General features: G+C 39.6%; 4 protein-coding genes. All 4 read left to right on the top strand.

Annotation, left to right across the window (positions count from 1 at the left end; all coding sequences use genetic code 11):
- The first annotated feature begins 297 nt into the window (after nt 1-297).
- The 4 genes from serC to ACI4WO_RS00160 all read left to right on the top strand — a co-directional run bounded on the left by serC (nt 298) and on the right by ACI4WO_RS00160 (nt 4,976).
- Nucleotides 298-1,380: a 3-phosphoserine/phosphohydroxythreonine transaminase gene (serC, locus tag ACI4WO_RS00145; RefSeq protein WP_439805533.1), complete on the top strand. Its 1,083-nt coding sequence runs from the start codon at nt 298-300 to the stop codon at nt 1,378-1,380.
- Between the two features lie 24 nt (nt 1,381-1,404).
- Nucleotides 1,405-2,565: a phosphoglycerate dehydrogenase gene (locus tag ACI4WO_RS00150; protein ID WP_439805534.1), complete on the top strand. Its 1,161-nt coding sequence runs from the start codon at nt 1,405-1,407 to the stop codon at nt 2,563-2,565.
- Nucleotides 2,566-2,914: 349 nt separating this feature from the next.
- A complete protein-coding gene (dapF, locus tag ACI4WO_RS00155) occupies nt 2,915-3,763 on the top strand; it encodes a diaminopimelate epimerase (RefSeq protein ID WP_439805535.1) in 849 nt (282 codons plus the stop codon).
- A gap of 19 nt (nt 3,764-3,782) precedes the next feature.
- Nucleotides 3,783-4,976 (top strand): LL-diaminopimelate aminotransferase, encoded by a 1,194-nt coding sequence (locus ACI4WO_RS00160; RefSeq protein ID WP_439805536.1) that lies wholly within the window; start codon nt 3,783-3,785, stop codon nt 4,974-4,976.
- Nucleotides 4,977-5,267: the final 291 nt, after the last annotated feature.

Genomic DNA, 5,267 nt, shown 5'->3' on the forward strand with positions numbered 1-5,267 from the left:
GCGCCACCTTGCCAAGGTGGAGGTAGCGAGTTCGAGCCTCGTAATCCGCTCCATTCGCTGGGAAAATATTCTTGGCGTTTATCAATCCTAAGACAAAAGTCTTAGGATTTTTTTATTTATTAAAGAAGCAGGAAATAAAAAAATCTTTCCGGGCGGACATGCTTATTTGTCACATTAGCACAAAATGGGACAGAAATGTGTAAAATAATTCAATTTTCTTATTGACTTATATCCTTCAGAATAGTATAATATAAAGGTATAGAATTTAAACAAATATAAATTTGGAGGGTTTTAGCAATGGGCAGAGTATATAATTTCAGTGCTGGTCCTGCCGTACTTCCTGAGGAAGTATTAAAGGAAGCAGCTGAAGAAATGCTTGATTATAAGGGTACAGGAATGTCTGTAATGGAAATGAGCCACCGTTCAAAGGCTTTTGATGATATTATCAAGGAAGCTGAAAAGGATATCCGTGAGCTTATGAATATTCCTGACAACTATAAGGTTTTGTTCCTTCAGGGAGGAGCTTCCCAGCAGTTTGCTGCAGTTCCTATGAATCTTATGAAAAATAAAAAGGCAGCTTACATAATCACAGGTCAGTGGGCTAAGAAGGCTTATCAGGAGGCTCAGAAATACGGTGACGCAGTTGCTGTGGCTTCTTCTGCTGACAAGACTTTCTCATATATTCCTGACTGTTCCGACCTGGATATTCCGGAGGATGCAGATTATGTTTATATCTGTGAAAACAATACTATTTACGGTACAAAGTATAAGAAGCTTCCGAATACCAAGGGCAAGACTCTTGTTGCTGACGTTTCATCATGCTTTTTGTCAGAACCGGTTGATGTTACAAAATACGGCGTAATTTACGGCGGTGTTCAGAAAAACATAGGTCCTGCCGGCGTTGTTATCGCTATTATCCGTGAGGATCTTATTACTGACGATGTTTTAGAGGGTACTCCGACAATGCTTAAGTGGAAAACTCAGGCTGATGCTGATTCTCTTTACAATACTCCTCCGTGCTACGGTATTTATATCTGCGGCAAGGTATTCAAGTGGATAAAGAAAATGGGCGGACTTGAAGCTATGAAGGCTCATAATGAAAAGAAAGCAAAGATCCTTTATGATTATCTTGACCAGAGCAAGATGTTTAAGGGTACTGTTGTTCCGGAAGACAGATCTCTCATGAACGTTCCTTTCGTTACAGGCAATGCTGATCTGGACGCTAAATTTGTCAAGGAAGCAAAGGCTGCCGGATTTGAAAACCTGAAAGGTCACAGAACAGTAGGCGGTATGAGAGCTTCCATCTACAATGCTATGCCTATTGAAGGCGTTGAAAAGCTTGTTGAATTTATGAAGAAGTTTGAAGCTGAAAATGCTTAATTCATTCAAAGGAGTTACTTTACAATGAGAAATATTCTGACTTTAAATAAAATTGCCGCTGTAGGTACAAAAAAATTCGACAGCAGCAAATATACAGTGGGCGATTCTGTAGAAAATCCTGACGCTATAATGGTGCGTTCCGCAAAGCTTCACGACATGGAATTCGGTTCAGATCTGCTTGCTATTGCAAGAGCAGGTGCAGGCGTAAACAATATTCCTGTTGACCGCTGTGCTGAACAGGGTATTGTCGTTTTCAATACTCCGGGAGCAAATTCAAATGCAGTTAAAGAGCTTGCAATCTGCGCACTTCTCCTTTCCTCAAGAAAGATTACTGAGGCTGCTGCATGGGCAGCTTCACTTAAGGGTACTCCGGACGCTCCTAAGACAGTTGAGGGCGGAAAAGCTAAATTTGCAGGTCCTGAGATAATGGGCAAAACTCTCGGTATTATCGGTCTGGGAGCTATCGGCGGAAAAATTGCCAATGCAGCAGTTTCACTGGGCATGAATGTTATCGGCTATGATCCGTTCCTTTCTGTAAACGGTGCGCTTAATCTTGATCCGGCTGTAAAGGTTGTTTCAGATGTAAATGAACTGTATAAAAACAGTGATTATATCTCAATTCATGTACCGTATACACCTGATACAAAAAATACTATTGACGCTGAACAGATCGCATTGATGAAAGACGGCGTTCGTCTTATCAATCTTGCAAGAGGCGAACTGATAAACAGCGAAGCAGTAGTAAAGGCTATTGCTGACGGTAAAGTTGCAAAGTATGTAACTGACTTTGCAGATGATGTTGTACTGGGTGTTGAAAATGTAATCGTTCTTCCTCATCTGGGAGCTTCAACTCCTGAAAGCGAAGATAACTGTGCAGTTATGGCAGCTAACGAACTTATTGATTATATTGAAAACGGAAATATCAAAAACAGTGTTAATTTCCCGAATGCTATGATGAATGCAACTGGTACAAAGGTTTGCATACTTCATAAAAATGTTCCGTCAATTATCGCTCAGATTACTTCTGCTGTAGGTGACGCAGGTCTTAATATTGAAAATATGGTAAATGCAAGCAAGAAAGATTATGCTTATACAATGCTTGACGTTGCCGGAGATGTTACAGATTCTGTTACAGATAAAATAAATGCTGTTGACGGTGTTATTAAAGTCAGAGTCATTAAATAACTGATTCTTTAAAGCCTGGAGATTTAAAATCTTCAGGCTTTAAGACTGTAAAAAACTTGAATTTAAGTAAATCAGGGGACGCTTTCACTTGCAAAGCGTCCCCTCTTCCAAAACAGTCCACTGGACTGTTTTGGAATTCATTCCCGTAAAAGTGCTTCTAAGGCACAGGAATTTCGCCGTCTGCGGACGGCGACCAAGGCTCTTCCTTTGCAAACCGCAAGCTTTTGAAAAAGCTTGACCAAAACTTTTAAATTAAATATCATTTTCAATTTTTTCAAAAAAGTAATTGATTTTTAGGGGAAAATAATATATACTTAAATAGTGAAATTATAAAAAAGGAGCGGAAAAAATGAAGTTTACCAAAATGCATGGTATCGGCAACGATTACATTTATGTCAACTGTTTTGAAGAAACTGTTGAAAATCCGGAAAAGGTTTCCATATATGTAAGTGACCGGCATAAGGGTATCGGTTCTGACGGACTGGTGCTTATTATGCCGTCAGACAAGGCTGATTTCAGAATGAGAATTTTTAATGCAGACGGCTCTGAAGCTATGATGTGCGGAAACGCTACACGCTGTATAGGAAAATATGTCTACGATAAGGGTATGACAGATAAAACTGAAATTACTCTGGAAACAAATTCAGGTATAAAATATTTAAAGCTGTTCCCGGAAAACGGTAAGGTTGAGTATGTTGAAGTAGATATGGGAAAGGCTGTACTTGTACCGAAAGATATTCCGGTGAATTCCGATAAGGAAAGATTTATTTCCGAACCTGTTGACGTTGACGGAACGGAATATAAAATAACATGCGTATCAATGGGCAATCCTCATGCCATTGTGTACATGGATGAAATAAAAGACCTCGATCTTGAAAAAATCGGACCCTCTTTTGAAAATCACAAGCTGTTCCCGGACAGAATAAATACTGAATTTATTAAAGTTGCTGATTCAGATACTCTTTATATGAGAGTATGGGAAAGAGGCAGCGGAGAAACTTTCGCCTGCGGTACAGGTGCATGCGCATCTGTTGTAGCGTCTGTTTTAAACGGATACTGTAAGCATGACAGCGAGGTTACTGTTCATTTGAGAGGCGGCGACCTTAAAATCACATGGAAAAGTGACGGTACTGTTATCATGAAAGGTCCTGCCGCTTTAATCTGCGACGGAGATGTTGACGTAAGTTTTATAAAATAATAAACTAAGGAGTAATATAATGACAAAAGTAAATAAGAACTTTGAAAATCTTGTTCCGAATTATCTGTTTGCCGATGTTGCAAGAAAGACAAATGAGTTTATACAAGCAAATCCTGACAAAAAAATTATTAAGCTGGGTATCGGTGACGTTACTCTTCCTCTGGCACCTGTTGTTATTGAAGCTATGAAAAAAGGCTGTGACGAACTGGGAGTCAAGGAAACCTTTAAAGGCTATCCTGACTATGAAGGCTATGAATTCTTAAGACAGGCTGTGGCTGATTACTATAAAGGCTTCGGCGTTTGTGTTTCAGCTGATGAGGTGCTTATAAATGACGGTGCTAAAAGCGATGCCGGAAATATCGGCGATATCTTTGACAAGGACAACGTTGTTTTAGTAACAGACCCTGTTTATCCTGTTTATGTTGATTCAAACATTATGGCAGGAAGAAAGATTATTTATGCTGACGGCAATGAGGAAAACGGCTTCTGTGCTGCTCCTGATCCGCCAGTAAAGGCTGATATTATTTATCTTTGCTCTCCTAATAACCCGACGGGTGCTTGCTTTGACAGGGTTCAGCTTAAGGCATGGGTAGACTATGCGAATGCAAACAATTCTCTTATTATCTATGACGCAGCTTATGAAGCATTTATTACTGAGGAAGACAAGCCGAGAAGTATTTTTGAAATTGAGGGTGCAAGAACCTGCGCTATAGAAATGTGCTCACTTTCCAAAACTGCAGGATTTACAGGTACAAGATGCGGTTACACTGTGATTCCAAAAGAACTGGTGCTTGACGGTACAAATATTTACAAGCTGTGGTACAGAAGACTTTCCACAAAGTTCAACGGCGTATCCTATCCGGTACAGTGTGCTGCTGCGGCAGTGTTCTCAAAAGAGGGACAGAAGCAGACTCGTGAAAATATTGCGTATTACAAGGAAAATGCTAAAATTATCGCAAATGCTATGGACGAGCTTGGAATTAAATACACAGGCGGCGTGAATTCTCCGTATATCTGGCTGAAATGCCCGAATAATATGGGAAGCTGGGAGTTTTTCGATTATCTTCTCAATAATGCTTATGTTGTAGGTACTCCGGGAGAGGGATTCGGTAAAAACGGTGCAGGCTGGTTCAGACTGACTTCCTTCGGCGACAGAGAAAATACAATTGAAGCTGTAGAAAGAATCAAAAATCTACTTTTTGAAAAAAAGTAAGCAAAAATTTTTAGACGTGGCTTAATTTTATTGATTCACTCAGATAAGGCTCGACAGCTTACTTTTTGAAAAAAGTAAGACAAAAACTTTTAAACGTGGCTTTATTTACTGGTATATTTTAAATGAGGCTCGACAATTTATTTTAAAGGAAACATTTATTTCAAGAAAGCTCCCATCAAGATGAGCGATAATGTTAGGGCTTCGCAAGCTGCAAATTTTTTTAATACAGTTGTGGTTCGCTTTCTAAGCGTTCCAGTTTGTTGTCTGCAACCTGTCATTACATTTCTTTGC

This window comes from Porcipelethomonas sp. (assembly GCF_051893655.1).
In the GTDB taxonomy this organism is placed as follows: domain Bacteria; phylum Bacillota; class Clostridia; order Oscillospirales; family Ruminococcaceae; genus Porcipelethomonas.